Source organism: Delftia sp. RIT313 (assembly GCF_000632165.1).
Classification (GTDB): Bacteria; Pseudomonadota; Gammaproteobacteria; order Burkholderiales; family Burkholderiaceae_C; genus Comamonas; species Comamonas acidovorans.
The window spans coordinates 21,087-46,603 of record NZ_JFYT01000041.1 but is presented as its reverse complement, the minus strand read 5'-3'; the positions used below and the strand labels follow the sequence as shown (position 1 = coordinate 46,603).

General features: G+C 68.4%; 20 protein-coding genes. 12 read left to right on the top strand and 8 right to left on the bottom strand.

The window, feature by feature from the left end; translation table 11 throughout:
* Positions 1–196 precede the first annotated feature (196 nt).
* Positions 197–1,894: a putative bifunctional diguanylate cyclase/phosphodiesterase gene (locus BW39_RS11095; protein WP_043821752.1), complete on the top strand. Its 1,698-nt coding sequence runs from the start codon at positions 197–199 to the stop codon at positions 1,892–1,894.
* Positions 1,895–1,984: 90 nt separating this feature from the next.
* Complete coding sequence (tsaD, locus tag BW39_RS11090) at positions 1,985–3,025, top strand: tRNA (adenosine(37)-N6)-threonylcarbamoyltransferase complex transferase subunit TsaD (protein ID WP_012204300.1); 1,041 nt, start codon at positions 1,985–1,987, stop codon at positions 3,023–3,025.
* 180 nt (positions 3,026–3,205) lie between these two features.
* On the opposite strand, the gene BW39_RS11085 is transcribed toward tsaD (BW39_RS11090), so the two are convergent.
* A complete protein-coding gene (locus tag BW39_RS11085; protein ID WP_034391459.1) occupies positions 3,206–3,586 on the bottom strand; it encodes an Hsp20/alpha crystallin family protein in 381 nt (126 codons plus the stop codon).
* Positions 3,587–3,684: 98 nt separating this feature from the next.
* Between BW39_RS11085 and BW39_RS11080 the strand changes: the two genes are divergently transcribed.
* Complete coding sequence (locus BW39_RS11080; RefSeq protein ID WP_043821753.1) at positions 3,685–4,995, top strand: branched-chain amino acid ABC transporter substrate-binding protein; 1,311 nt, start codon at positions 3,685–3,687, stop codon at positions 4,993–4,995.
* Positions 4,996–5,022: 27 nt separating this feature from the next.
* On the opposite strand, the gene mltB (BW39_RS11075) is transcribed toward BW39_RS11080, so the two are convergent.
* Positions 5,023–5,955, bottom strand: coding sequence for a lytic murein transglycosylase B (gene mltB / locus BW39_RS11075; protein ID WP_052155319.1), 933 nt, complete (start codon positions 5,953–5,955; stop codon positions 5,023–5,025).
* A 114-nt stretch (positions 5,956–6,069) separates the two neighbouring features.
* Here mltB (BW39_RS11075) and mltB (BW39_RS11070) point away from each other — a divergent pair, with 114 nt between their 5' ends.
* Complete coding sequence (gene mltB, locus BW39_RS11070) at positions 6,070–7,002, top strand: lytic murein transglycosylase B (protein ID WP_052155319.1); 933 nt, start codon at positions 6,070–6,072, stop codon at positions 7,000–7,002.
* Between the two features lie 27 nt (positions 7,003–7,029).
* On the opposite strand, the gene BW39_RS11065 is transcribed toward mltB (BW39_RS11070), so the two are convergent.
* The gene (locus BW39_RS11065; protein ID WP_043821753.1) at positions 7,030–8,340 is read right to left on the bottom strand and encodes a branched-chain amino acid ABC transporter substrate-binding protein; all 1,311 of its coding nucleotides are present in this window, start codon (positions 8,338–8,340) and stop codon (positions 7,030–7,032) included.
* A 98-nt stretch (positions 8,341–8,438) separates the two neighbouring features.
* Between BW39_RS11065 and BW39_RS11060 the strand changes: the two genes are divergently transcribed.
* Complete coding sequence (locus BW39_RS11060) at positions 8,439–8,819, top strand: Hsp20/alpha crystallin family protein (protein ID WP_034391459.1); 381 nt, start codon at positions 8,439–8,441, stop codon at positions 8,817–8,819.
* 180 nt (positions 8,820–8,999) lie between these two features.
* On the opposite strand, the gene tsaD (BW39_RS11055) is transcribed toward BW39_RS11060, so the two are convergent.
* Together tsaD (BW39_RS11055) and BW39_RS11050 are read right to left on the bottom strand one after the other, a co-directional pair.
* The gene (gene tsaD, locus BW39_RS11055) at positions 9,000–10,040 is read right to left on the bottom strand and encodes a tRNA (adenosine(37)-N6)-threonylcarbamoyltransferase complex transferase subunit TsaD (protein ID WP_012204300.1); all 1,041 of its coding nucleotides are present in this window, start codon (positions 10,038–10,040) and stop codon (positions 9,000–9,002) included.
* Positions 10,041–10,130: 90 nt separating this feature from the next.
* Positions 10,131–11,828: a putative bifunctional diguanylate cyclase/phosphodiesterase gene (locus BW39_RS11050; RefSeq protein ID WP_043821752.1), complete on the bottom strand. Its 1,698-nt coding sequence runs from the start codon at positions 11,826–11,828 to the stop codon at positions 10,131–10,133.
* Between the two features lie 330 nt (positions 11,829–12,158).
* Between BW39_RS11050 and BW39_RS11045 the strand changes: the two genes are divergently transcribed.
* From BW39_RS11045 to BW39_RS11030, 4 genes are all read left to right on the top strand, one after another.
* Positions 12,159–13,424 (top strand): nitrate regulatory protein, encoded by a 1,266-nt coding sequence (locus tag BW39_RS11045; protein WP_043821750.1) that lies wholly within the window; start codon positions 12,159–12,161, stop codon positions 13,422–13,424.
* A 309-nt stretch (positions 13,425–13,733) separates the two neighbouring features.
* On the top strand, positions 13,734–15,014 hold the full coding sequence (locus tag BW39_RS11040; RefSeq protein ID WP_043821748.1) for a CmpA/NrtA family ABC transporter substrate-binding protein: 1,281 nt from the start codon (positions 13,734–13,736) through the stop codon (positions 15,012–15,014).
* Between the two features lie 40 nt (positions 15,015–15,054).
* Positions 15,055–15,990 (top strand): nitrate ABC transporter permease, encoded by a 936-nt coding sequence (ntrB, locus tag BW39_RS11035; RefSeq protein WP_043821747.1) that lies wholly within the window; start codon positions 15,055–15,057, stop codon positions 15,988–15,990.
* The gene (locus BW39_RS11030) at positions 15,987–16,793 is read left to right on the top strand and encodes an ABC transporter ATP-binding protein (protein WP_013803472.1); all 807 of its coding nucleotides are present in this window, start codon (positions 15,987–15,989) and stop codon (positions 16,791–16,793) included. Before ntrB ends, BW39_RS11030 begins: the two co-directional genes overlap by 4 nt.
* Positions 16,794–16,853: 60 nt before the next feature.
* On the opposite strand, the gene BW39_RS11025 is transcribed toward BW39_RS11030, so the two are convergent.
* The 3 genes from BW39_RS11025 to BW39_RS11015 form a co-directional block, all read right to left on the bottom strand.
* Positions 16,854–17,294, bottom strand: a complete 441-nt coding sequence (locus tag BW39_RS11025) for a CBS domain-containing protein (RefSeq protein ID WP_012204294.1) — start codon at positions 17,292–17,294, stop codon at positions 16,854–16,856.
* Between the two features lie 122 nt (positions 17,295–17,416).
* A complete protein-coding gene (locus tag BW39_RS11020; protein WP_012204293.1) occupies positions 17,417–18,070 on the bottom strand; it encodes a DUF937 domain-containing protein in 654 nt (217 codons plus the stop codon).
* A gap of 130 nt (positions 18,071–18,200) precedes the next feature.
* Positions 18,201–19,928: a methyl-accepting chemotaxis protein gene (locus BW39_RS11015; protein ID WP_043821746.1), complete on the bottom strand. Its 1,728-nt coding sequence runs from the start codon at positions 19,926–19,928 to the stop codon at positions 18,201–18,203.
* Between the two features lie 413 nt (positions 19,929–20,341).
* Here BW39_RS11015 and BW39_RS11010 point away from each other — a divergent pair, with 413 nt between their 5' ends.
* The 3 genes from BW39_RS11010 (at position 20,342) to ybiB (ending at position 25,505) form a co-directional block, all read left to right on the top strand.
* Positions 20,342–21,604 (top strand): NAD(P)/FAD-dependent oxidoreductase, encoded by a 1,263-nt coding sequence (locus BW39_RS11010; protein WP_081816182.1) that lies wholly within the window; start codon positions 20,342–20,344, stop codon positions 21,602–21,604.
* A 50-nt stretch (positions 21,605–21,654) separates the two neighbouring features.
* Complete coding sequence (locus BW39_RS11005; RefSeq protein WP_043821744.1) at positions 21,655–24,492, top strand: nitrate reductase; 2,838 nt, start codon at positions 21,655–21,657, stop codon at positions 24,490–24,492.
* A 98-nt stretch (positions 24,493–24,590) separates the two neighbouring features.
* The gene (ybiB, locus tag BW39_RS11000; protein WP_043821742.1) at positions 24,591–25,505 is read left to right on the top strand and encodes a DNA-binding protein YbiB; all 915 of its coding nucleotides are present in this window, start codon (positions 24,591–24,593) and stop codon (positions 25,503–25,505) included.
* Positions 25,506–25,517 lie beyond the last annotated feature (12 nt).

Below are 25,517 nucleotides of genomic sequence, written 5' to 3'. Positions count from 1 at the left end.
GATTTGAAATTTTCGATACACAAACTGACGTGTAAGCGTGTCGAATGTTTGCAAAGCGAATGGGGCGGCTTTTTAAGAAAAGCCCCGTTCATCCGGCGCACATGGCAACGCAGACCACGGCATTGGGCTGCGCAATGCGGCAGTGAGGCTGAATCGGCATGAGTTTGAAATATCACGAGAAGATCGGTTTTTCCCCATGCATTCGCTGTTCCTGACCGAGGGGGTGTCCCGGTGGATACCTGCGCGCTGGCGCGGCCCGACATTTGCGTGCTGGCTGGCTTCGCTGCTGCCCTGCATGGCGCAGGGTCAGGTGCCTGCGGCTGCCCAGGATGGCGTCGCGTCGGCGCAATTGGCCGATGAGGGCGTCTGGTTCGCTGGATGGCATGCCCTCGGCCCGTGGGGTGCCGGTGCGTTCGTGGCCTTCCTGCTGGTGTGCTCGGTGCTCTACATCCGCATGCGCTGCAAGGCGCAGCGCCTGACGCAGTCGCTCAAGCAGAGCAATGAGAAATTGCTGCGCGCCAATGTGAAGCTCAAGCGCATCGCCTTCCGAGACCCGTTGACCGGTACGGCCAACCGGGCGCTGTTCGAATACCGGCTGGGCCGCACGATTGCGCGCGCCGACAGCTCGGTGGAGCAGCCGGGGCCCTGCGGGCCGGTGCGCGTGGGCCTGCTGTACATCGACCTGGATGGATTCAAGCCCATCAACGATGTGGAAGGCCATGCCGCCGGTGATGCGCTGCTGTGCCAGGTGGCCGTGCGCCTGGGCCATATGACGCGCAAATCGGACACGCTGGCGCGCGTGGGTGGCGACGAGTTCGTGCTGCTGCTGGGCTGCCTGGCTTCGGTGGACGACGCCGTGGCCATGGCAGGCCGTGTGCAGAAGGCCTTGAGCCAGCCGTTCGACCTGCCAGGAAAGGCGGTCTCCATCAGCAGCTCCATCGGCGTGGCCATCTATCCCGACCATGGCAAGAAGGAAAAGCTCATGGCGGCGGCCGATGCCGCCATGTACACGGCCAAGCGTGCCGGCGGGAACACCTACGCCATCTTCAAGGAAAGCATGCGCCAGGGCGTGGCCGCGCAGTTCGACCTGCAGCAGGCCCTGCGCCGCGCCGTGGCCAGCCAGCAGCTGGTGCTGTTCTATCAGCCCAAGATCGATACCCGCACGGGCCGCATCCGCAGCGTGGAGGCGCTGGCGCGCTGGAACCACCCGCAGTTCGGCCTGATCAGTCCCCGCGTGTTCATCCCGCTGGCCGAGCGCTTCGGCCTGATCAGCGAGATCGGCGACTGGGTCATCGACGAGGCCTGCCGCCAGACCGCGCAATGGGCGCGCGAGCGGCGCTTCATGCGGGTGTCCATCAATATCTCGGGCTACCAGCTCTTTCAGACGCGGCTGGCGCAGTTCATCGCCGAGGCGATCGCAAGGCACCACATCCGGCCCGAGCAACTGGTCTTCGAGATCACCGAGTCCGTGGCCATGGAGGACGACAAGACCACCATGGCCGTGATTGCCGAACTCACGGGCATGGGCGTGCAGATCTCCATCGACGACTTCGGCACCGGCTACTCCAGCCTGGCCCTGCTGCGCCAGCTGTGCGCCGACGAGGTGAAGATCGACCGCAGCTTTGTGCGCGACGTGGCCCTCAAGAGCGATGCGCGGGCGGTGGTCGATGCCATCGTGCGCCTGGCCCATGCGCTGGAGCTGCGCGTGGTGGCCGAAGGCGTGACCAACCAGCAGCAGCGCGAAGTGCTGCAGGCCCTGGGCTGCGACGAGCTGCAGGGCTTTTACTTCGCCCGCCCCATGGATGCCCAGGCACTGATCGCCAGCGAAATCTGGACCTCCGACGGCTTCGAGCCCGTGCGGTTCTCGCGCTCTTCCTACATAGACAACCTGTAGCGGAGCGCCGGCCGTGCAACTGCCCGCCTGCCAGGGGCCATTGAGGCCTGTGGCCGTGCGCCGCGCCCGCAGGTTCTACACTTCAGCCCCATGAGTTTGCTGATTCTGGGGATCGAATCCTCCTGCGATGAAACCGGCGTGGCCCTGGTCGAGGCCCCCGATGGCACGGGCGTGCCCACGCTGCTGTCCCATGCGCTGCACAGCCAGATCGACATGCACCGTGCCTACGGCGGCGTGGTGCCCGAGCTGGCCAGCCGCGACCACATCCGCCGCGTGCTGCCGCTGACCGAAAACGTGCTGGGCGAGTCCGGCCGCTCGCTGGACCAGGTCGATGTGATCGCCTTCACGCGCGGCCCCGGCCTTGCCGGCGCGCTGCTGGTAGGCGCGGGCGTGGCCTGCGCCATGGCTGCGGCATTGAACAAGCCCGTGCTGGGCGTGCACCACCTGGAAGGCCATCTGCTGTCGCCCTTCCTGAGCGCCGATCCCCCCGAATTCCCCTTCGTGGCCCTGCTGGTCTCGGGCGGCCACACGCAGCTGATGCGCGTGGATGGCGTGGGCAGCTACGCCATCCTGGGCGAGACCATCGATGACGCGGCCGGCGAGGCCTTCGACAAATCGGCCAAGCTCATGGGCCTGCCCTATCCGGGCGGTCCCGTGCTCTCGCGCCTGGCCGAAGGCGGCGATGCCCAGGCCTTCAAGCTGCCCCGGCCGCTGCTGCATTCGGGCGACCTGGACTTCTCCTTCGCCGGCCTGAAGACGGCCGTGCTGACCCAGGCGAAGAAGCTGGGCGATGACCTTGAGGCGCGCAAGGCCGACCTGGCCGCCAGCACGCAGGCCGCCATCGTCGAGGTGCTGGTCAAGAAGACCCTGGCCGCGCTGCAGCAGACCGGCATGAAGCGCGTGGTCGTGGCCGGCGGCGTGGGTGCCAACCGGCTGCTGCGCTCGCAGCTGGATGCGGCCTGCGCCAAGCGCAAGCTGCGCGTGCACTACCCCGAGCTGCACCTGTGCACCGACAACGGCGCCATGATCGCCATGGCCGCCGCCATGCGCCTGCAGGCGGGCCGGGAAGTGGCCAACCGGCACTACGCCTTCGACGTCAAGCCGCGCTGGCCGCTCGATTCGCTGGCCTGATTCTTCGGCCGCCTCTGCCTTCCCCATCGCCGCGCTGTGCGGCGGGGCACCTGTGATGCGCAGCCTGCGCACAAAAAAAGCCCGGCATGTGCCGGGCTTTGAAAACGGGCTGTCACCTTGCTAAGAGGAGGGAAGAAAGGATTGGTTGACAGCCCGGGTGCACAAACTCGCTGACCGGATTTACTGGATGCTCAGCGTGGTGGCCTTGCTCTGCGGCTCCAGGCGGGCCAGGGACAGCGTGAGCACGCCGTTTTCCAGCTTTGCGCTGCTGGCGGCAGTGTCGATCTCATGGTCCAGCTCCCAGGCGCGCTGCACCTGGCGGGGCGCACCCTCGACGCTGGACAGACGGACCACGGCGCCCTCGATGCTCAGCTGCAGCTGCTCGCGGGACAGGCCGGGCACGTCCAGCTGCAGCGTCGTGGCCTTTTCATCGCGCTGCACCTGCACCGACGAGGGAGAGTGGGCGGCGTTGCCCAGGGTGCCTTGCAGGAAGCGCTGCAGGGCCAGATCGGCGGCTTGGGGGTTGAAGGCGTTGCGGCGGAGAACAGGCGAGAAGATCATGGTGAAGTGGCTCCTATAAACTGCGCGGCTTCATCGAAGTTGTCGCCGCATGGAGCGTAGTTGAGCGGCGTTGAACGCATTTCAAGAGGGAAAAAGCCATGAATAAATTGCGCCGCAAGGTCTTGAAAAGCGGTGCCATGGCGCTATTTGCGGCGCCCGCGCTGGCGGCCCAGGCCGCAAACGAACGCGGACAGCCCGTGCCCCCGCCGCGCGGCGAGCCCATACGGCTGGCGCTGATCGAAAGCCTGTCCGGCCCCTTTGCCAACACGGGCGAGGCCGTGTTCCGCAACCTGCTGTGGGCCACCGAGCGCGTGAATGCGCGCGGCGGTGTGCCACTGCCGGCCGCGCAGGGCGGCGCCCGGCCCCTGGCCATCGAACGCCATGACAGCAAGGGCCAGAACGAGGAGGCGCTGTCCGCGCTGCGCGCAGCCATCGACGGCGGTGCGCGCGTGGTCATGCAGGGCAATTCATCGGCCGTGGCCGCCGTGCTGGTCGATGCCATTGCCAAGCACAACGAGCGCGATCCGGCCCGGCGCGTGCTGTACCTGAACTACTCGGCCGTCGATCCTGCGCTCACCAACGAGCGCTGCAGCTTCTGGCACTTTCGCTTCGACGCCCATGCCGACATGCGCATGGCCGCGCTGATGCAGGTGCTGCGCGAGGACGCGGCCGTGCGCAGCGCCTACCTGATCGGGCAGGACTACAGCTTTGGCCAGGCCGTGCTGCGCGAGGCACGGCGCCAACTGGCCGCGCAGCGGCCCGATGTGGCCATCGTGGGCGACGAGCTGCACCCCGTGGGCCGCGTCAAGGACTTTGCGCCCTATGCCGCCAAGATCAAGGCCAGCGGCGCCCAGGCCGTGATCACGGGCAACTGGGGCAACGATCTGATGCTGCTGGTCAAGGCCGCGCGGGAGGCGGGTTTTGACGGCCGCTTCTACACCTTCTACGGCAATGCGCTGGGTGCACCCGCCGCTTTAGGCGAGGCCGGCGTGGGCAAGGTGCTGGCCGTGGCCGACTGGCTGCCCAACGTGCCGGGCCCCGACAGCCAGGCCTTCTACAAGGCATTCCGCGAGCGCTTTCCCAGGCCTGCCGATGACTATGTGCACATGCGCATGCAACTGATGATCGAGGCCCTGGCCCAGTCCATGGCGCGTGCGGGCAGCACCGACACGGTGGCCGTGGCGCAGGCGCTGGAAGGCGCCGAGGTGGCGCTGGCCGGGCGCAAGGGCCGCATGCGCGCGGCCGACCACCAGTTCCAGCAGGCGCTGGTGGTCGGCGTCATGGACAGGCAGGGCGCGCCCGGCGTGCCCTTCGATGTGGAGGGCTCGGGCTACGGCTTCCGCGTGGTGCGAGAGATCGAGGCGGCGCGTGCCGAGCAGCCTGCGATGTGCCGTATGCGCCGTCCCTGACCGCCTCGACGGTTTGGATGGCCAGGATCAGCGGCCCATGGCAGCAGCGACTTCCTGGCCCAGTTCGATCACGGACAGCGCGTAGTAGCTGGACCAGTTGTAGCGCGTGATGGCATAGAAGTTCTCCGTGCCCGCGATGTACAGCGGCTGGCCCTGCGCGCCGTTTTCCAGCTTGACCAGGGCCAGCGGCCCTTGATGCGCCGCGCCGCTGCCCGGCAGCTGTACGCCGCGCGCAGCCATCTCGTCGGCCGTGAACTGGGGCAGGATGTCGGGCGCCAGCAGGGCGGCCAGGTCGGCGCCCTGGGCCTGCATGATCACAGGGTAGTGGGTGGGCATGCCGCTTTTCCAGCCATGCGCGACAAAGTAGTTGGCCACCGAGCCGATGGCGTCGGCCGCGCTGCCGAACAGGTCGATGCGGTCGTCGCCGTCGAAGTCCACCGCCCACTTCACCCAGCTGCTGGGCATGAACTGGCCCATGCCCATGGCGCCCGCGTAGCTGCCGCGCAGCGAGAACGGGTCCGTTGCGGCGCGGTGCGTGAAGCGCAGGAACTGCTCCAGCTCGCCGCGGAAGTACTCGGTGCGTGCCTGCGCGCGGGGGTGGGCTGCGGGGAAGTCGAAGCTCAGCGTGGCCAGGGCGTCGATCACGCGGAAGTTGCCCATCTGCTGGCCGTAGATGGTCTCCACGCCGATGATGCCGACGATGATTTCGGCCGGCACGCCGTACTGCTTTTCGGCACGCGCCAGCGCGGCGGCATTGGCCTGCCAAAAGCGGGTTCCGGCGCGTATGCGCACGGGCTCGACAAAGCGGCTGCGGTAGACGCCCCAGTTCTTGGCCGTGCCCTGGGCAGCCGGCGTCATCAGGCGGGGAACCTGGGGCAGAAAGCGCGCCTGGGCGATGGTGTCGCGCACCCAGTCCACCGGCAGGTCGTGGCGCATCGCAATGTCGGCGGCCATCTGCATGGCATCAGGCCGTTCGCCGTAGGGCGTGCTGCCTTGCACGGTCCTGGCCACGGCGGCGCCGCCGTGGCCAGGACCGTGCAAGGCAGCACGCCCTACGGCGAACGGCCTGATGCCATGCAGATGGCCGCCGACATTGCGATGCGCCACGACCTGCCGGTGGACTGGGTGCGCGACACCATCGCCCAGGCGCGCTTTCTGCCCCAGGTTCCCCGCCTGATGACGCCGGCTGCCCAGGGCACGGCCAAGAACTGGGGCGTCTACCGCAGCCGCTTTGTCGAGCCCGTGCGCATACGCGCCGGAACCCGCTTTTGGCAGGCCAATGCCGCCGCGCTGGCGCGTGCCGAAAAGCAGTACGGCGTGCCGGCCGAAATCATCGTCGGCATCATCGGCGTGGAGACCATCTACGGCCAGCAGATGGGCAACTTCCGCGTGATCGACGCCCTGGCCACGCTGAGCTTCGACTTCCCCGCAGCCCACCCCCGCGCGCAGGCACGCACCGAGTACTTCCGCGGCGAGCTGGAGCAGTTCCTGCGCTTCACGCACCGCGCCGCAACGGACCCGTTCTCGCTGCGCGGCAGCTACGCGGGCGCCATGGGCATGGGCCAGTTCATGCCCAGCAGCTGGGTGAAGTGGGCGGTGGACTTCGACGGCGACGACCGCATCGACCTGTTCGGCAGCGCGGCCGACGCCATCGGCTCGGTGGCCAACTACTTTGTCGCGCATGGCTGGAAAAGCGGCATGCCCACCCACTACCCTGTGATCATGCAGGCCCAGGGCGCCGACCTGGCCGCCCTGCTGGCGCCCGACATCCTGCCCCAGTTCACGGCCGACGAGATGGCTGCGCGCGGCGTACAGCTGCCGGGCAGCGGCGCGGCGCATCAAGGGCCGCTGGCCCTGGTCAAGCTGGAAAACGGCGCGCAGGGCCAGCCGCTGTACATCGCGGGCACGGAGAACTTCTATGCCATCACGCGCTACAACTGGTCCAGCTACTACGCGCTGTCCGTGATCGAACTGGGCCAGGAAGTCGCTGCTGCCATGGGCCGCTGATCCTGGCCATCCAAACCGTCGAGGCGGTCAGGGACGGCGCATACGGCACATCGCAGGCTGCTCGGCACGCGCCGCCTCGATCTCTCGCACCACGCGGAAGCCGTAGCCCGAGCCCTCCACATCGAAGGGCACGCCGGGCGCGCCCTGCCTGTCCATGACGCCGACCACCAGCGCCTGCTGGAACTGGTGGTCGGCCGCGCGCATGCGGCCCTTGCGCCCGGCCAGCGCCACCTCGGCGCCTTCCAGCGCCTGCGCCACGGCCACCGTGTCGGTGCTGCCCGCACGCGCCATGGACTGGGCCAGGGCCTCGATCATCAGTTGCATGCGCATGTGCACATAGTCATCGGCAGGCCTGGGAAAGCGCTCGCGGAATGCCTTGTAGAAGGCCTGGCTGTCGGGGCCCGGCACGTTGGGCAGCCAGTCGGCCACGGCCAGCACCTTGCCCACGCCGGCCTCGCCTAAAGCGGCGGGTGCACCCAGCGCATTGCCGTAGAAGGTGTAGAAGCGGCCGTCAAAACCCGCCTCCCGCGCGGCCTTGACCAGCAGCATCAGATCGTTGCCCCAGTTGCCCGTGATCACGGCCTGGGCGCCGCTGGCCTTGATCTTGGCGGCATAGGGCGCAAAGTCCTTGACGCGGCCCACGGGGTGCAGCTCGTCGCCCACGATGGCCACATCGGGCCGCTGCGCGGCCAGTTGGCGCCGTGCCTCGCGCAGCACGGCCTGGCCAAAGCTGTAGTCCTGCCCGATCAGGTAGGCGCTGCGCACGGCCGCGTCCTCGCGCAGCACCTGCATCAGCGCGGCCATGCGCATGTCGGCATGGGCGTCGAAGCGAAAGTGCCAGAAGCTGCAGCGCTCGTTGGTGAGCGCAGGATCGACGGCCGAGTAGTTCAGGTACAGCACGCGCCGGGCCGGATCGCGCTCGTTGTGCTTGGCAATGGCATCGACCAGCACGGCGGCCACGGCCGATGAATTGCCCTGCATGACCACGCGCGCACCGCCGTCGATGGCTGCGCGCAGCGCGGACAGCGCCTCCTCGTTCTGGCCCTTGCTGTCATGGCGTTCGATGGCCAGGGGCCGGGCGCCGCCCTGCGCGGCCGGCAGTGGCACACCGCCGCGCGCATTCACGCGCTCGGTGGCCCACAGCAGGTTGCGGAACACGGCCTCGCCCGTGTTGGCAAAGGGGCCGGACAGGCTTTCGATCAGCGCCAGCCGTATGGGCTCGCCGCGCGGCGGGGGCACGGGCTGTCCGCGTTCGTTTGCGGCCTGGGCCGCCAGCGCGGGCGCCGCAAATAGCGCCATGGCACCGCTTTTCAAGACCTTGCGGCGCAATTTATTCATGGCTTTTTCCCTCTTGAAATGCGTTCAACGCCGCTCAACTACGCTCCATGCGGCGACAACTTCGATGAAGCCGCGCAGTTTATAGGAGCCACTTCACCATGATCTTCTCGCCTGTTCTCCGCCGCAACGCCTTCAACCCCCAAGCCGCCGATCTGGCCCTGCAGCGCTTCCTGCAAGGCACCCTGGGCAACGCCGCCCACTCTCCCTCGTCGGTGCAGGTGCAGCGCGATGAAAAGGCCACGACGCTGCAGCTGGACGTGCCCGGCCTGTCCCGCGAGCAGCTGCAGCTGAGCATCGAGGGCGCCGTGGTCCGTCTGTCCAGCGTCGAGGGTGCGCCCCGCCAGGTGCAGCGCGCCTGGGAGCTGGACCATGAGATCGACACTGCCGCCAGCAGCGCAAAGCTGGAAAACGGCGTGCTCACGCTGTCCCTGGCCCGCCTGGAGCCGCAGAGCAAGGCCACCACGCTGAGCATCCAGTAAATCCGGTCAGCGAGTTTGTGCACCCGGGCTGTCAACCAATCCTTTCTTCCCTCCTCTTAGCAAGGTGACAGCCCGTTTTCAAAGCCCGGCACATGCCGGGCTTTTTTTGTGCGCAGGCTGCGCATCACAGGTGCCCCGCCGCACAGCGCGGCGATGGGGAAGGCAGAGGCGGCCGAAGAATCAGGCCAGCGAATCGAGCGGCCAGCGCGGCTTGACGTCGAAGGCGTAGTGCCGGTTGGCCACTTCCCGGCCCGCCTGCAGGCGCATGGCGGCGGCCATGGCGATCATGGCGCCGTTGTCGGTGCACAGGTGCAGCTCGGGGTAGTGCACGCGCAGCTTGCGCTTGGCGCAGGCCGCATCCAGCTGCGAGCGCAGCAGCCGGTTGGCACCCACGCCGCCGGCCACGACCACGCGCTTCATGCCGGTCTGCTGCAGCGCGGCCAGGGTCTTCTTGACCAGCACCTCGACGATGGCGGCCTGCGTGCTGGCGGCCAGGTCGGCCTTGCGCGCCTCAAGGTCATCGCCCAGCTTCTTCGCCTGGGTCAGCACGGCCGTCTTCAGGCCGGCGAAGGAGAAGTCCAGGTCGCCCGAATGCAGCAGCGGCCGGGGCAGCTTGAAGGCCTGGGCATCGCCGCCTTCGGCCAGGCGCGAGAGCACGGGACCGCCCGGATAGGGCAGGCCCATGAGCTTGGCCGATTTGTCGAAGGCCTCGCCGGCCGCGTCATCGATGGTCTCGCCCAGGATGGCGTAGCTGCCCACGCCATCCACGCGCATCAGCTGCGTGTGGCCGCCCGAGACCAGCAGGGCCACGAAGGGGAATTCGGGGGGATCGGCGCTCAGGAAGGGCGACAGCAGATGGCCTTCCAGGTGGTGCACGCCCAGCACGGGCTTGTTCAATGCCGCAGCCATGGCGCAGGCCACGCCCGCGCCTACCAGCAGCGCGCCGGCAAGGCCGGGGCCGCGCGTGAAGGCGATCACATCGACCTGGTCCAGCGAGCGGCCGGACTCGCCCAGCACGTTTTCGGTCAGCGGCAGCACGCGGCGGATGTGGTCGCGGCTGGCCAGCTCGGGCACCACGCCGCCGTAGGCACGGTGCATGTCGATCTGGCTGTGCAGCGCATGGGACAGCAGCGTGGGCACGCCCGTGCCATCGGGGGCCTCGACCAGGGCCACGCCGGTTTCATCGCAGGAGGATTCGATCCCCAGAATCAGCAAACTCATGGGGCTGAAGTGTAGAACCTGCGGGCGCGGCGCACGGCCACAGGCCTCAATGGCCCCTGGCAGGCGGGCAGTTGCACGGCCGGCGCTCCGCTACAGGTTGTCTATGTAGGAAGAGCGCGAGAACCGCACGGGCTCGAAGCCGTCGGAGGTCCAGATTTCGCTGGCGATCAGTGCCTGGGCATCCATGGGGCGGGCGAAGTAAAAGCCCTGCAGCTCGTCGCAGCCCAGGGCCTGCAGCACTTCGCGCTGCTGCTGGTTGGTCACGCCTTCGGCCACCACGCGCAGCTCCAGCGCATGGGCCAGGCGCACGATGGCATCGACCACCGCCCGCGCATCGCTCTTGAGGGCCACGTCGCGCACAAAGCTGCGGTCGATCTTCACCTCGTCGGCGCACAGCTGGCGCAGCAGGGCCAGGCTGGAGTAGCCGGTGCCGAAGTCGTCGATGGAGATCTGCACGCCCATGCCCGTGAGTTCGGCAATCACGGCCATGGTGGTCTTGTCGTCCTCCATGGCCACGGACTCGGTGATCTCGAAGACCAGTTGCTCGGGCCGGATGTGGTGCCTTGCGATCGCCTCGGCGATGAACTGCGCCAGCCGCGTCTGAAAGAGCTGGTAGCCCGAGATATTGATGGACACCCGCATGAAGCGCCGCTCGCGCGCCCATTGCGCGGTCTGGCGGCAGGCCTCGTCGATGACCCAGTCGCCGATCTCGCTGATCAGGCCGAAGCGCTCGGCCAGCGGGATGAACACGCGGGGACTGATCAGGCCGAACTGCGGGTGGTTCCAGCGCGCCAGCGCCTCCACGCTGCGGATGCGGCCCGTGCGGGTATCGATCTTGGGCTGATAGAACAGCACCAGCTGCTGGCTGGCCACGGCGCGGCGCAGGGCCTGCTGCAGGTCGAACTGCGCGGCCACGCCCTGGCGCATGCTTTCCTTGAAGATGGCGTAGGTGTTCCCGCCGGCACGCTTGGCCGTGTACATGGCGGCATCGGCCGCCGCCATGAGCTTTTCCTTCTTGCCATGGTCGGGATAGATGGCCACGCCGATGGAGCTGCTGATGGAGACCGCCTTTCCTGGCAGGTCGAACGGCTGGCTCAAGGCCTTCTGCACACGGCCTGCCATGGCCACGGCGTCGTCCACCGAAGCCAGGCAGCCCAGCAGCAGCACGAACTCGTCGCCACCCACGCGCGCCAGCGTGTCCGATTTGCGCGTCATATGGCCCAGGCGCACGGCCACCTGGCACAGCAGCGCATCACCGGCGGCATGGCCTTCCACATCGTTGATGGGCTTGAATCCATCCAGGTCGATGTACAGCAGGCCCACGCGCACCGGCCCGCAGGGCCCCGGCTGCTCCACCGAGCTGTCGGCGCGCGCAATCGTGCGGCCCAGCCGGTATTCGAACAGCGCCCGGTTGGCCGTACCGGTCAACGGGTCTCGGAAGGCGATGCGCTTGAGCTTCACATTGGCGCGCAGCAATTTCTCATTGCTCTGCTTGAGCGACTGCGTCAGGCGCTGCGCCTTGCAGCGCATGCGGATGTAGAGCACCGAGCACACCAGCAGGAAGGCCACGAACGCACCGGCACCCCACGGGCCGAGGGCATGCCATCCAGCGAACCAGACGCCCTCATCGGCCAATTGCGCCGACGCGACGCCATCCTGGGCAGCCGCAGGCACCTGACCCTGCGCCATGCAGGGCAGCAGCGAAGCCAGCCAGCACGCAAATGTCGGGCCGCGCCAGCGCGCAGGTATCCACCGGGACACCCCCTCGGTCAGGAACAGCGAATGCATGGGGAAAAACCGATCTTCTCGTGATATTTCAAACTCATGCCGATTCAGCCTCACTGCCGCATTGCGCAGCCCAATGCCGTGGTCTGCGTTGCCATGTGCGCCGGATGAACGGGGCTTTTCTTAAAAAGCCGCCCCATTCGCTTTGCAAACATTCGACACGCTTACACGTCAGTTTGTGTATCGAAAATTTCAAATCATTAAAAAAATTCTATCAAATCATCGATCCCGTGCCCATGCAAGCACCGCGCGACGCCCCGGCATGGGAATTGCATCCAGGTCCCTTGCACGAAGGCAAACTGCATCAAGGCAGGCAGACAGGACCAAGCCCCCATGAAAACCGCTCTCAACTTTCTTGTGGCCGCGCGGCAGTGCGAAATCGGCGAGCTGGAGCAACTGCAGCGCACCAGCGCCCTGGTGGATCTGCTCAGCCGCCTCATCCATGCGCTGCAAAAGGAGCGCGGCCTGTCCAACGTGTTTCTGGCCAGCGCAGGCGCGCGCGGCGGCCCGGCCAGGCTGGCGCAGATGGCCGAGTGCGACCGCATGGCCGCTGCGGCGCGCGACGGCTTCGAGCGGGTGGACATGCAGCCCGGTGGTGGGGGACTCACCGGCCACCCCGGCCATGGCGCGCGGCTGTTCAGCCGCATCGCCCATGTACTGCAGTGCCTGGACGCCCTGCCCGCGCTGCGCGAGCGCGTCGCCAGCCGCACGCTGTCGCCGGAGGCGGCCACGGCCCTCTATATCGATCTGGTGGCCGGCCTGCTGGCCGTGGTCTTCGAGGCGGCGGACAGCGCACCCGAGCCCGGCATCTCGCGCCTGCTGGTGGCCTTGTTCAACTTCATGCAGGGCAAGGAGTTCGCGGGCCAGGAGCGCGCCACGGGCGTGGCGGCGTTCGGCGCGGGCGTGAGCGATGCGCCGCGCCAGCAGCACTGGCTGCACCTGATCGCCTCGCAGGAGCGCTGCTTTCAGGTCTTCGCGGAGTTCGCGCCGCCCCATTCCCTGGCCCTGTGGCAAGAAAGCAGCGCGGCCGACGCCACGCTGGCCGTGATCGAGCGGCTGCGCCGCGTGGGCTGCACGGCCACGGCGGGCGCGCCTTTGTCCGTGGAGATGGCCGAGCCCTGGTTCGACAGCTGCTCGCAGCGCATGGACGCGCTGCAGACCGTCGAGGCCCGCCTGACGGCCGAGCTGCAGCAGCAATGCCAGCACCGCATTGCCGATGCCCGCGCCGCCCTGCAGACGCTGCTGCAGGCGCCGCAGGCATTGGCGACCACGCCGGTCTCGGCCACGCTGGCGCCGGGCGAGCTGCAGCCACCGGCCGCACGGCTGGGGCCGCAATTGGACCGCTCCGTGATGGACCTGGTGCAGGACCAGTCGCAGCGCCTGCAGGCCATGCAGGCCGAGCTGGAGACCGTGCGCGCCACGCTCACGGAGCGCAAGCTGCTGGAACGCGCCAAGGGCCTGCTGATGGCGCGGCGCCAGCTCAGCGAAGGCGAGGCCCACAAGCTGCTGCGCCAGACCGCCATGAACCAGAACCGCCGCCTGGCCGATGTGGCGCAGGCCGTGCTTTCCATGGCCGATCTCCTGCCACCTGCGCCTTGAACGCCGGGCCGGTGCGAGCCATGCTGCAGTGCAGCACCGACTTGGTGCCATGGAACGCACCAGAAGGTGGCCCGGCGAGGACTGCAAGGCCGATGGACGGCATGGTCCCCTGTGAACACGGCCTGGCACGCTTTCTGCATTGACTCTGGCAACTCCCGGCCAAAGGCGGCCGGGACCCCGGTCTTGATTCAAGGCCCCAGGACAACGGCGTCACTCTCCCCGCGCAGCGCGGCTGGAGAGGACGCCGTTTTGCTTGGAGCAGGGCCCGTTTGCAAGTGTTCCATTCCCGACGATCGAAGGAGTTCCGCCATGGCGTCAAGCCCCAAGCCCACCACAGGCCCTCTCACCGCCGGCCCGGCCCTGCCCCGGCGCGACTTTCTGCGCCAGGCCGGCACGCTGGCAGGCGGTGCGGCGCTCTACACCCAGCTGGGCCACCATGGCGCCTGGGCGGCCGGCTCGGATGCGCCAGAGAAGAAAGAGGTGCGCATCGGCTTCATCCCGCTGACCGACTGCGCCAGCGTGGTCATGGCCTCGGTGCTGGGGATCGATCAGAAGTACGGCGTCAAGATCATTCCCTCCAAGGAAGCGAGCTGGGCCAGCGTGCGCGACAAGCTGGTCAACGGCGAGCTGGACTTTGCCCACGTGCTCTACGGCCTGGTCTACGGCGTGCACCTGGGCGTGGGCGGCGCCAGGAAGGACATGGCCGTGCTGATGACGCTCAACCACAACGGCCAGGCCATATCTCTGTCGAAGAAACTGGCCGACAAGGGTGCCGTCAATGGCGCGGGCCTGGCCAAGCTGATGGCCAGCGAAAAGCGCGAATACACCTTTGCCCAGACCTTTCCCACGGGCACGCATGCCATGTGGCTGTACTACTGGCTGGCGGCCAACGGCATCCACCCGCTCAAGGATGCCAAGGTCATCACCGTGCCGCCGCCGCAGATGGTGGCCAATATGCGCGTGGGCAACATGGACGGCTTTTGCGTGGGCGAGCCCTGGAACCACCGCGCCATCATGGACGGCATCGGCATCACGGCCGCCACCACCCAGTCCATCTGGCAGGACCACCCCGAAAAGGTGCTGGGCACCACGGCCGAGTTCGCACGCCAGAACCCCAACACGGCACGCGCCGTGACGGCGGCCATCATCGAGGCCAGCCGCTGGATCGACGAGAGCCTGGCCAACAAGACCCGCATGGCCGAGACCATCGCCGGCAAGGCCTATGTGAACACGGGCGTGGATGCCATCAACCAGCGCATCCTGGGCCGCTACCAGGACGGCATGGGCAAGACCTGGGACGACCCCAACCACATGAAGTTCTACGGCGACGGCAGCGTGGGCTACCCCTACCTGTCCGACGGCATGTGGTTCCTGACCCAGCACAAGCGCTGGGGCCTGCTCAAGGACCACCCCGACTACCTGGGCGTGGCCCGCTCCATCAACCGCCTGGACATCTACCAGCAGGCCGCCACCGCCGCCAAGGCCCCGCTGCCCAAGGCGGCGATGCGCAGCAGCAAGCTCATGGATGGCACGGTCTGGGACGGCAAGGACCCGCGCAAGTACGCAGACAGCTTTGCCATCAAGGCCTGAGAGATCCCCTTTGAAGCCCCACCCCACAGAGGAACACACCATGGTCAGCGCCGTCTTCCACTTCCCGGCCGAATCCGCTGCCGCGCCGGCAGCCGCTTCCACACAGATCTCCGCGCAGGTCTCAGGGCCCGCCGCTCCAGCCGCGCCGGCCCCCCAGGCCCGGGCACCCGCCGCCCCGCGCGACTGGGCAGCGCTCTCGCGTGCCTTCTGGCTGGCCGTGCTGCCGCCGCTGTGCGGCCTCGGTTTGCTGGTGGGCGTGTGGTCCCTGGTGGCTGCAGGCTCGGGCCAGAGCATTCCGGGGCCACTGGCGACCTGGCAGCAGGCGGTGGAGATTTTCAGCGACCCGTTCTACCGCAACGGCCCCAATGACCAGGGCGTGGGCTGGAATGTGCTCGCTTCGCTGCAGCGCGTGGCCGTGGGCTTTGGCCTGGCGGCGCTGGTCGGCATTCCGGCCGGCTTCGTGATCGGGCGCTTCAACTTCCTGTCGCGCATGTTCAACCCGCTGATCAGCCTGCTGCGCCCGGTGTCGCCGCTGGCCTGGCTGCCCATCGGCCTGCTGGTCTTCAAGGGCGCCAACCCGGCGGCCATCTGGACCATCTTCATCTGCTCGATCTGGCCCATGCTCATCAACACCGCCGTGGGCGTGCAGCGCGTGCCCCAGGACTACATGAACGTGGCGCGCGTGCTCAACCTCAGCGAATGGAAGATCGCCACCACCATCCTGTTCCCCGCCGTGCTGCCCTACATGCTGACCGGCGTGCGCCTGGCCGTGGGCACGGCCTGGCTGGTCATCGTCGCGGCCGAGATGCTCACCGGCGGCGTGGGCATCGGCTTCTGGGTCTGGGACGAGTGGAACAACCTCAACGTCAAGAACATCATCATCGCGATCTTCGTGATCGGCATCGTGGGCCTGCTGCTGGAGATGGCCCTGGTCAAGCTGGCAACGGCATTTACGTTCGAAGAGGTGAAGGCATGAATGCATCGTCCAAGTTCATCGAGGTCCAGGGCGTGGAGCAGAGCTTCAAGACCGCCAAGGGCCTGTTTCCGGCGCTGCGCAATATCGACCTGACCATTGCGCGGGGCGAATTCGTCTCGCTGATCGGCCACTCGGGCTGCGGCAAGTCCACCCTGCTGAACCTGATCGCGGGCCTGACCACTCCCACCACGGGCGTGCTGCTGTGCGCCAACAAGGAGATCAAGGGCCCCGGGCCCGAGCGCGCCGTGGTCTTCCAGAACCACTCTCTGCTGCCCTGGCTGACCTGCGAGGGCAATATCCACCTGGCCGTGGAGCGCGTCTATGGCCGCACGGAAAGCCGCGCCCAGCTCAAGGCACGCACCTTGGCCGCGCTGGAGCTGGTGGGCCTGGCCCATGCCGCGCACAAGCGGCCCGGCGAAATCTCGGGCGGCATGAAGCAGCGCGTGGGCATTGCGCGCGCGCTGTCGATGGAGCCGCAGGTGCTGCTGATGGACGAGCCCTTCGGCGCGCTCGATGCGCTCACGCGCGCCAAGCTGCAGGACGAGCTGCTGGAGATCGTGGCGCGCACGCAAAGCACCGTGGTCATGGTCACCCACGACGTGGACGAGGCCGTGCTGCTGTCCGACAAGATCGTGATGATGACCAACGGCCCGGCAGCCACCATCGGCGAGGTGCTGGAAGTCGGCATCGCCCGGCCGCGCAACCGCGTGGCGCTGGCCGAGGACGACCGCTACCGCGAGTGCCGCAAGGCGGTGATCGACTTCCTCTACACGCGCCAGGGGCATGTGGAAAAGGCGGCCTGAACCTTCGCCGGTCCTGCCGCCTTCCAGGCCCTGCACAGAGCGGGCCGGCCGAGCCCCGGTTCAGTGCCGGCCCGAGATGTAGTGCTCCAGCTGCTCGATGATGAACTTCTGCTCGGAGATGATGTCCTTGACCAGGTCTCCGATGGAGATCAGGCCCAGCAGCTTGCCGCCCTCGTCCACCACGGGCAGGTGGCGCAGCCGGTTCTCGGTCATCACCGCCATGCATTCCTGCGTGGTCTGGGTGGGGCCGACGAAGAGCACGTCGCGCGTCATCACGTCGCGCACCAAGGTGGCGCCCGAGGTGCGCCCCAGCAGCGCGATCTTGCGCGCGTAGTCGCGCTCGGTGACGATGCCTGCGATCTCGCTGCCCTCCATCACGAGCAGGGCGCCAATGCCCTTGTCGGCCATGAGCCGCAGCGCGTCGAGCACGGAATCGGTAGGCGCGATGCTGTACACCGCGCCGCTGGCCTTGGACTTGAGAATGTCTGCAACTGCTGTCATGGGGGCCTTTCAGTCGTTCGCCAATTCGGTTCTAGTGTCATCCGAACTGCGCCCAAAAAGCAACAGGGCCAGCGCGTGTATGCACACGCACCGGCCCTGCCCGATTCAGTGAATGCGGCCCTTCAGCGGCGGCCGCCCAGCAGGCTGCCACCAATCTTCATCAGATCGCTGAGACCTACCTGGCCGTCGCCATCCTGATCGAGCAGGCTGCCCAGCAAACCACCACCCAGACCGCCCTGCTGCTGCGCCTGCGCATGCTCGCGGCCCAGCACCTGGCCCAGGCCGCCGGCATCCATGCCGCCTGCGCTCACGCGCTGCGCAAGAAAGGACATGACGATGGGGGCCAGCAGCTGCAGCAGCTGGGCCGCGCCGCCGCTGCCCAGGCCCGTGGCCTGGCCCAGTCCGTCCTGCGCGCGCTGCTGGTTGCCACCCAGGATGTGGCCCAGGATGGCCGCGCCATCGAGCCCGCCACCTGCATTGCCGCCCGCGCCTGCGCCGCCGCCCAGCAGCGAGCCCAGCAGGCCGCCGAGGTCCAGGCCACCGGCGCCGCCGCCGCTGGCCGCGCCATGGTCGCGCTGCAGCGCGCCGAAGAGATTGGCCGCGCCCTGCGGATCGGCCGCATTGCGGCCCAGCGAGGCCAGCAGCACGGGCAGGGCCGCGCCCACGGCGCTTTCGGTCTGGGCGGGGCTGGCGCCGATCTGGTCCGCCATCTGCTGCATGGGCGCGCCCTGCAGTTGGGCCATCAGTTCGGCGGCCAGGGAAGAGCTGGAGTTCATGGTCGTTCCTTCATCCGGTCGCCCGGTCAACACAAAACCACATGGTATGCGCAAGCCTGCGCAGCGCACATGACGGCGCCACGTCCAAGTGTCAACGATGTTTTCCAGCGGCCGCAGGACCCCGCAGGGGTCAGGTCGTGGTCAGCACCCTCTGCGGCTGCGCGCGCGCCTGCCGCATCTGTGGCGGGCTCTGCACCTGGCTGCGTGCCTGGTTGCGTGCCTGGCTCTGTGCCTGGGCCTTCATGGACCGGCGCAGGGCCACGGCATCGCCCGCTGCGGCAGGCGAGCGGCCCGTGGCGTCCAGCCGGAACACCTGCACGGTTTCCGACACGGTCTGCGCCTGGGCCTGCAAGGCCATGGCCGATGCCGCGTTCTGCTCGACCAGGGCCGCGTTCTGCTGCGTGATGCTGTCCAGATGCGCCACGGCCGCGTTGACCTGCGAGATGCCGCTGAGCTGCTCGCTGGAGGCGCTGTGGATCTCGCCGATCAGCAGGCTCACGCGCCGCACCAGATCCAGCGATTCGATCATGGTCTTCTGCGCCACCTCGGTCCTCTGGTTGCCGTCCAGCACCTTGGCGGCGGAGTCGTCGATGAGCTCGCGGATCTCCTTGGCCGCCGCCAGCGTGCGCTGCGAGAGGCTGCGCACCTCGGCCGCCACGACCGCAAAGCCCCGGCCCTGGTCGCCTGCGCGCGCGGCCTCCACGGCAGCGTTCAGCGCCAGGATATTGGTCTGGAAGGCGATGGAGTCGATGAGCTGCGTGATCTCGCCAATGCGCCCCGACGCGGCCTGGATCTGCTTCATGGTGGCGGCCACGCCATCGACGGCGCCGCTGCTGCGTTCGGCCACCTCGCTGGCCTGGGCGGCCAGGTCCGTGGCCTGGCGGGCCGAGTCGGCCGTGTGCTTGACGGTGCCCGTGATCTCCTCCATGGAGGCCGCCGTCTGCTGCAGGTTGCCCGCCTGGGTTTCGGTGCGCGCGGACAGGTCATGGTTGCCCTGCGCGATTTCCCGGCTGGAGATCTGCATCTTGTCGCTTTCCTCGCGCGCATCGCGCACGATGGACAGCAGGTTCACGTTGAGCTGGCTCAGCGCCTTCTGCAGATCGCCCACCACGTCCTTGCGCGTGATGCGTATCGTCTGCGTCAGGTCGCCGGCCGCCAGGCGATTGGCCAGCAGCACCATCTGCGCCAGCGGCGCCACGGTCAGCCGGTAGGCCCAGGCCCCGGCCAGGCCCGTGAAGATGCAGACCGCCAGCCAGGCCAGCGCAGACCATGCGTCCAGCGTATGCCCACCGGCCACCGCCGCGCCAAAGGCCGCAGCCACCACCATGAAGAAGATCAGCACCAGCTTGCCGGCCAGGCCCAGGCTCAATGCGTTGGCCAGGCGGCCGCGCAGGTTGTTGCGCAACAGGTGGCCGGCACGCAGCACGTGGACCCGGCGCCCGGCGTCCTTTTCGGCGCGCATGGTGGCGTAGAGGCGCTCGGCCGCATCGGTCTGCTCGCGCGTGGCCTCGGTGCGCACGGACATGTAGCCCGAGGGCCGGTCGCCATCCATCAGCGGGGTGACATTGGCCATGACCCAGTAGAAGTCGCCGTTCTTGCGCCGGTTCTTCACGGGGGCGGACCAGGGCAGGCCCGCCGAGATGGTCTCCCACATGTCGCGGAAGGCTTCCTCGGGCATGTCGGGGTGGCGGATCATGTTGTGGGGCTGGCCCAGCAGGTCTTCGCGCTCGTAGCCGCTGACCTCGATGAACATCGGGTTGCAGTAGAGGATGCGGCCCTTCAGGTCCGTGGTGGAGACCAGGGTCTGGCCCTTGGGAAACGAGTACTCGCGCGTACTGACCGGCAGATTAACTCTCATAGGCATCCCTCCCTTGAAGAAGAAAAATCCTGCGTGCCCCATCCGGCCCAGCGAGCCGCTGGCCGGAGTTCAAAGTTTTTACCCCGAACCGCCACATTTGAAACAAATAAAAACAAAATCTCCATTGGATTCAGACATCTGATAGGACCGTATCGATAGCACGCGCACCGCTTTGATGCATGCGGCGCACCAGCCTGGCACGGCCGCGCGGACTCGCGTCCCCGGGCGATCAGTCGCCACAGGGCAGCAGCCTGGCACGCAGCTTGCTAAATCCCGGGCGTGGCCATGAAGGGCCGCAGGGCCAGGCGCAACGACGTGCCACGGCCCGGGACAAAGGCGTCACCCCGCGCGCAGCCATCGGCCGCGCAGCGTGGGGACGCCTTTTTTGTTTTCCGAACCGCAACGGGGGCACGATGAAAAAATCCAGGCTGGTGATGGTGGGCAACGGCATGGCCGGCGTGCGCACGCTGGAGGAGCTGCTCAAGATCGCGCCCGACCTCTACGAGATCACGGTATTCGGGGCCGAGCCCCACCCCAACTACAACCGCATCATGCTGTCGCCCGTGCTGGCGGGCGAGCAGCAGCTGGACGAGATCATCCTCAACGACTGGTCCTGGTATGCGCAGCACGGCATTACCCTGCATGCGGGCTGCCGCGTGCACGCAGTCGACCGGGCGCGCCGCGTGGTGCACGCCGTGGACGCGGCCGGACAGCCGGTGAGCGCCGAGTACGACCGGCTGATCCTGGCCACGGGCTCGCGCCCCTTCATGCTGCCCGTGCCCGGGCGCGAGCTGGAAGGCGTGCTGGGCTACCGCGACATTGCCGACACCCAGGCCATGATCGCGGCGGCCGCCAGCCACCGCCATGCCGTGGTCATCGGCGGCGGCCTGCTGGGCCTGGAGGCCGCCAACGGACTCATGAAGCGCGGCATGGACGTTACCGTGGTGCATGTGGGCGAGCGCCTGCTGGACCGCCAGCTGGACGAGACCGCCGCTGCCTTGCTGCAGGCCTCGCTGGCCGAGCGCGGCATGCGCTTTCTGATGCAGGCCCAGACCCGGGCGCTGACGGGCGACGGCCAGGGCCGCGTGGCCTGCGTGCACCTGCAGGACGGGCGCGAGGCACCGGCCTCGCTGGTGGTCATGGCCGTGGGCATCCGGCCCGAGACCACGCTGGCCGAGCAGATGCACCTGCACGTGCAGCGCGGCATCGTGGTCAGCGACACGCTGCAGACCGTGACCGACCCGCGCATCTACGCCGTGGGCGAGTGCGCGGCGCACCGGGGCGTGGCCTACGGGCTGGTGGCGCCGCTGTTCGAGCAGGGCAAGGTGCTGGCCAACCACCTGGCGGAGATGGGCATCGGCCGCTATCCGGGCTCGCAGACCTCGGCCAAGCTCAAGGTCACTGGCATCCATCTGTTCAGCGCGGGCGACTTCCGCGGCGACGAGGGCACGGAGGAAATCGTGCTCAGCGACCCCGGCGCGGGCGTGTACCGCAAGCTTGTGCTGCGCGGTGACAGGCTGGTCGGCGCCTGCCTGTATGGCGACACCGAGGACGGTGGCTGGTACTTCCGCCTGTTGCGCGATGGCGTGGCAGTGCAGGAACTGCGCGACCGCCTCATGTTCGGCGAAAGTCAAGCCAGCCAGGCCAGCCAGGCCGACCCGGCCAGCGGCCCGTGACGGCGCCCGCCCCCGTGCCCTGCCCTTCCCTCATCCACCCCAGGCCCACCATGCAAGAAACCCGATCCACCTGCCCCTATTGCGGCGTAGGCTGCGGCGTCCTCATTGAAAGCGATGGTGCGCGCATCACGGGCGTGCGTGGCGATCCGGCGCACCCCGCCAACCACGGCCGCCTGTGCACCAAGGGCAGCACCCTGCACCTGACGGCCTCGCCCGCCCTGGCACAGCAGACGCGGCTGCTGCAGCCCGCGCTGCGTGCCACGCGCGGCGCGGCGCCCCAGGATGTGGGCTGGGATGCCGCGCTGGACCTGGCCGCCGGCAGGCTGGCCTCCATCGTGCAGGAGCACGGCCCCGACGCCGTGGGCCTGTATGTGAGCGGCCAGCTGCTGACCGAGGACTACTACGTCTTCAACAAGCTGGCCAAGGGCCTGATCGGCACCAACAACATCGACACCAATTCGCGCCTGTGCATGAGCAGCGCCGTGGCCGGCTACAAGCTCACGCTGGGCGCCGACGCGCCACCGGCCTGCTACGAGGATGTGGACCATGCGGACTGCCTTTTCATCGCGGGCAGCAACGCGGCATGGGCGCATCCCGTGCTCACGCGGCGCATCGAGCAGGCGCGTGCCGCGCGGCCGCAGATGAAGATCATCGTGGCCGACCCGCGCCGCACCGACACGGCCGGCATGGCCGACCTCTTCCTGCCGCTGCGCCCCGGCAGCGACACCCTGCTGTTCCACGGCATGCTGCACATCATGGAACTGGAAGGCTGGCTGGACCAGGCCTACATCGCACGCCACACCAGCGGCTTTGCCGACCTGCAGGCCCTGGTGCGGGAGGCCACGCCCGAGCGCGTGGGCGAGCTCTGCGGCCTGCCCCGGCACGATCTGTTCCAGGCCGCGCAATGGTTTGCGCTGGGCGGGGATGCACGCGACGGCGCCGCCCGTGGCGCCACGCTGAGCCTGTACTGCCAGGGCCTGAACCAGAGCAGCAACGGCACGGCCAAGAACGCCGCGCTGATCGGCCTGCACCTGGCCACGGGCCAGATCGGGCGCGCGGGCGCGGGGCCGTTCTCGCTCACGGGCCAGCCCAATGCCATGGGCGGGCGCGAGGTGGGCGGGCTGGCCAATCTGCTGTCGGCCCACCGCGACCTGGCCAACCCGGCCCACCGCGCCGAAGTGGCCGCACTGTGGGGCGTGGACGACGTGCCGCCCCGCCCCGGCAAGACCGCCGTGGAGATGTTCGAGGCCGCCGCCGAGGGCGAGATCCGCGCGCTGTGGATAGCCTGCACCAACCCTGCGCAAAGCATGCCCGACCAGGCCCTGGTGCGGCGCGCGCTGCAGCGGGCCGAATTCGTCATCGTGCAGGAGGCCTTTGCCACCACCGCCACCTGCGCCTACGCCGACCTGCTGCTGCCTGCCACCACCTGGGGCGAGAAGATCGGCACGGTGACCAACAGCGAAAGGCGCATCTCGCGCGTGCGCCCCGCCGTGGCCGCACCCGGTGCCGCGCGCCATGACTGGCGCATTGCCGTGGACTGCGCGCGGCGCATGGAGGCACGGCTGCGCCCGGGCCGGCCCAGCCTATTCCCCTACGACACCGAAGACGCCGCTGCCGGCGCCCAGGCCATCTGGAACGAGCACCGCGAGAGCACGCGCGGGCGTGACCTGGACATCACCGGCCTGTCCTGGGATCTGCTGGACGCGCAAGGCCCCCAGCAATGGCCGCTGCCCGAAGGCGCAGCCCAAGGCCGCGCACGGCTCTACGAAGACGGCCGCTTTCCCACGCCCGATGGCCGCGCACGCTTTGCCCTGCTGCCCTGGCAGCCGCTGGCCGAGCCGCCCGATGCGCACTATCCTTTCAGCCTGACCACGGGCCGGCTGCGCGACCAGTGGCACGGCATGAGCCGCACGGGCCAGCTGGGCCGTTTGTTCGGCCATGCGGCCGAGCCCTGCCTGCAAATGCACCCGCGGGACATGGCCGAGCGCGGCCTGCGCGCGGGCGACCTGGTGCAGATGAGCAGCCGGCGCGGCGCCCTGCTGGTGCCGGTGCAGCCCGATGACACGCTGACGCCCTCCCAGCTCTTCATGGCCATGCACTGGGGCGGCGAGTATCTGGGCGGCACTTCAATGGGCGGCGTCAATGCCCTGACCACACCGGCCTTGTGCCCCGGCTCCAAGCAGCCCGAACTCAAGCACACGGCCGTGAAGCTGCAAAAGGCCGAACTGCCCTGGACCCTGCTGGCCATGGCCTGGCTGCCCAAGGACCGGGTGCTGGCCGCGCGCGAGCAGTTGTCCGCCCTCATGCCGCACTTCGGCTTTGCCAGCTGCGTGCCCTTCGGCAATGCCGTCCCGCTGCAGGACGCCGCCCGGGCCCGGCACGGCGTGCTGCTGCGCGCCGCCGCCCATGAGGCGCCGGGCGAGGCCGTCCTCGCACGGATCGAATCCCTGCTGGGCCTGGATGCCGCCGACACCCTGCGCTACACCGACCGCCGCCGCCAGCACAGCCGCGCGCTGCGGCTGGACCGCCACAGCCTGTCCACCACGGTCGAGGCCCTGCTGCTGGCCGGCGACACGCGCGCGGGCAGTTGGCTGTCCACCCTGCTGCAGGACCAGATGCCGGCACAGGACTATGGCCGCCTGCTGCTCATGCCCTCGGGCTCGGCGCCGCTGGCCATCCAGCCGCGTGCGCGCCAGGTCTGTACCTGCTTCGATGTGGACGAGACCGCCATCGCAGGCGCGCTTGCGCGCTGCGAGGGCAGCGACGACGCGCGCCTGGCCGCGCTGCAGGGCCAGTTGCGATGCGGCACCAATTGCGGCTCCTGCCTGCCGGAGCTCAAGCGCCTGGTGCGCCACATCCCCCTGGCGAAGAGCCAGGAGACCGCATGAAAGAGGCGATGGAACAACGGGTTTGCATATATAGCGAAAAGTAATGAAACCTGCGGGAAAATATGCCCCCACAGGATTCCACCCACGATTGCAACGCCATGGGCATCAGCCAATACATCAAGGAAATAGGCCGCGGCGCACGCGGAGCCAAGGCGCTGGAGCGCCCGCAGGCGGCCGACCTGTTCGGCCAGGTGCTGGACGGCGGCGTCAGCGACCTGGAGATCGGGGCCTTTTGCATCGCCATGCGCATCAAGGGCGAGACCGTTGAGGAGATGAGCGGCTTCCTGGACGCCGTGCATGCGCGCGTCGCCCGTTTTCCCGCCTCGGCCAATGGCCGCCCCGTGATCGTGCTGCCCAGCTACAACGGCGCGCGCCGCCTGCCCGTGCTCACGCCCCTGCTGGCCCTGCTGCTGGCGCGCGAAGGCCTGCCCGTGCTGCTGCACGGCATGCGCACCGAGGCGCGCCGCATCCTGGCCAGCGATGTGCTGCAGGCACTGGGCATTGCGCCGCTGCCATCTCCCCAGGCCCTGGCCGACGGCCAGGTGGCCCATATCCATACCGAACATCTGCACCCGGCCCTGGCGCGCCTGCTGTCCGTGCGCGAGGTCATCGGCCTGCGCAACCCGGGCCACAGCGTGGTCAAGCTGCTGGCGCCCTGCGAGGGCCCCTGCCTGCTGGTGACGGCCTACACCCATCCCGAGTACCTGCCCATGCTGCACGGCACCTTCGGGATGCTGGGCATGAATGTCCTGCTCTCGCGCGGGCTGGAAGGCGAGGTCGCGGCCGACCCGCGCCGGCTGCCGCGCTACGACGGCTTTGTGGCAGGCGCCCACCAGCTGCTGGCCGAGCAGCAAAGCGGCACTGCTTCCGAGGTGCCGGGCCTGCCCGCCGAGATCGACGTGGACACCACGGCGCGCTACACCGAAGACGTGCTCGCGGGCCGGCTGCCCGTGCCGCCCGCGCTCACACGCCAGGTGGAACACATCGTCCACCTTGCCGATCAGATTCGCTGAATACCCCAGAAA

What these genes read in the sequence shown, in the direction of transcription:
- BW39_RS11060 (WP_034391459.1), top strand. Translation starts at nt 8,439, where the DNA reads ATGATCTTCTCGCCTGTTCTCCGCCGCAACGCCTTCAACCCCCAAGCC.
- BW39_RS11030 (WP_013803472.1), top strand. Translation starts at nt 15,987, where the DNA reads ATGAATGCATCGTCCAAGTTCATCGAGGTCCAGGGCGTGGAGCAGAGC.
- tsaD (WP_012204300.1), bottom strand. Translation starts at nt 10,040, where the DNA reads ATGAGTTTGCTGATTCTGGGGATCGAATCCTCCTGCGATGAAACCGGC.
- BW39_RS11040 (WP_043821748.1), top strand. Translation starts at nt 13,734, where the DNA reads ATGGCGTCAAGCCCCAAGCCCACCACAGGCCCTCTCACCGCCGGCCCG.
- BW39_RS11095 (WP_043821752.1), top strand. Translation starts at nt 197, where the DNA reads ATGCATTCGCTGTTCCTGACCGAGGGGGTGTCCCGGTGGATACCTGCG.
- BW39_RS11045 (WP_043821750.1), top strand. Translation starts at nt 12,159, where the DNA reads ATGAAAACCGCTCTCAACTTTCTTGTGGCCGCGCGGCAGTGCGAAATC.
- BW39_RS11080 (WP_043821753.1), top strand. Translation starts at nt 3,685, where the DNA reads ATGAATAAATTGCGCCGCAAGGTCTTGAAAAGCGGTGCCATGGCGCTA.
- BW39_RS11050 (WP_043821752.1), bottom strand. Translation starts at nt 11,828, where the DNA reads ATGCATTCGCTGTTCCTGACCGAGGGGGTGTCCCGGTGGATACCTGCG.
- tsaD (WP_012204300.1), top strand. Translation starts at nt 1,985, where the DNA reads ATGAGTTTGCTGATTCTGGGGATCGAATCCTCCTGCGATGAAACCGGC.
- BW39_RS11010 (WP_081816182.1), top strand. Translation starts at nt 20,342, where the DNA reads ATGAAAAAATCCAGGCTGGTGATGGTGGGCAACGGCATGGCCGGCGTG.
- ybiB (WP_043821742.1), top strand. Translation starts at nt 24,591, where the DNA reads ATGGGCATCAGCCAATACATCAAGGAAATAGGCCGCGGCGCACGCGGA.
- BW39_RS11065 (WP_043821753.1), bottom strand. Translation starts at nt 8,340, where the DNA reads ATGAATAAATTGCGCCGCAAGGTCTTGAAAAGCGGTGCCATGGCGCTA.
- BW39_RS11005 (WP_043821744.1), top strand. Translation starts at nt 21,655, where the DNA reads ATGCAAGAAACCCGATCCACCTGCCCCTATTGCGGCGTAGGCTGCGGC.
- BW39_RS11025 (WP_012204294.1), bottom strand. Translation starts at nt 17,294, where the DNA reads ATGACAGCAGTTGCAGACATTCTCAAGTCCAAGGCCAGCGGCGCGGTG.
- BW39_RS11085 (WP_034391459.1), bottom strand. Translation starts at nt 3,586, where the DNA reads ATGATCTTCTCGCCTGTTCTCCGCCGCAACGCCTTCAACCCCCAAGCC.
- BW39_RS11015 (WP_043821746.1), bottom strand. Translation starts at nt 19,928, where the DNA reads ATGAGAGTTAATCTGCCGGTCAGTACGCGCGAGTACTCGTTTCCCAAG.
- ntrB (WP_043821747.1), top strand. Translation starts at nt 15,055, where the DNA reads ATGGTCAGCGCCGTCTTCCACTTCCCGGCCGAATCCGCTGCCGCGCCG.
- mltB (WP_052155319.1), bottom strand. Translation starts at nt 5,955, where the DNA reads ATGCAGATGGCCGCCGACATTGCGATGCGCCACGACCTGCCGGTGGAC.
- BW39_RS11020 (WP_012204293.1), bottom strand. Translation starts at nt 18,070, where the DNA reads ATGAACTCCAGCTCTTCCCTGGCCGCCGAACTGATGGCCCAACTGCAG.
- mltB (WP_052155319.1), top strand. Translation starts at nt 6,070, where the DNA reads ATGCAGATGGCCGCCGACATTGCGATGCGCCACGACCTGCCGGTGGAC.